Origin of the sequence: Bacillus sp. SIMBA_005 (assembly GCF_046535585.1) — a bacterium.
Taxonomy (GTDB): Bacteria; Bacillota; Bacilli; order Bacillales; family Bacillaceae; genus Bacillus; species Bacillus pumilus.
The window spans coordinates 1-284 of record NZ_JAWRWI010000248.1; the positions used below are offsets into that span (position 1 = coordinate 1).

1 protein-coding gene is annotated in these 284 nt (G+C 61.3%); it reads left to right on the top strand.

Going from position 1 to position 284, the window contains the following annotated elements:
• Positions 1–147: 147 nt before the first annotated feature.
• The coding region (locus SB660_RS19965; RefSeq protein WP_410584023.1) for a helix-turn-helix domain-containing protein at positions 148–284 on the top strand (137 nt) is incomplete at its 3' end.

Consider the following 284-nt stretch of genomic DNA (forward strand, 5'->3'; position numbering starts at 1 on the left):
GGAGGGCGGGCACTGTCGTGGCTTCCGAGACTGTCATGGACGTCCTTTCCAATATCATGCGTACACTCCGAGTGGATGTTTCGGGAAAACGCTCACATGCGGCACACTTGAACAAGCGCTTGTGACAATCTCTGTGAAGGAGCAGCAATGGCAACGACCAAAAGCGGAGGGCGGCAGGAGCAGAGCTCCGAACGCCGCGACCAGATCATCTCGATCGCCGCGCGCCTGATCGCCAAGCGCGGGTACTCCGCCACGACGGTCCGAGACATCGCCGACGAGGCGGG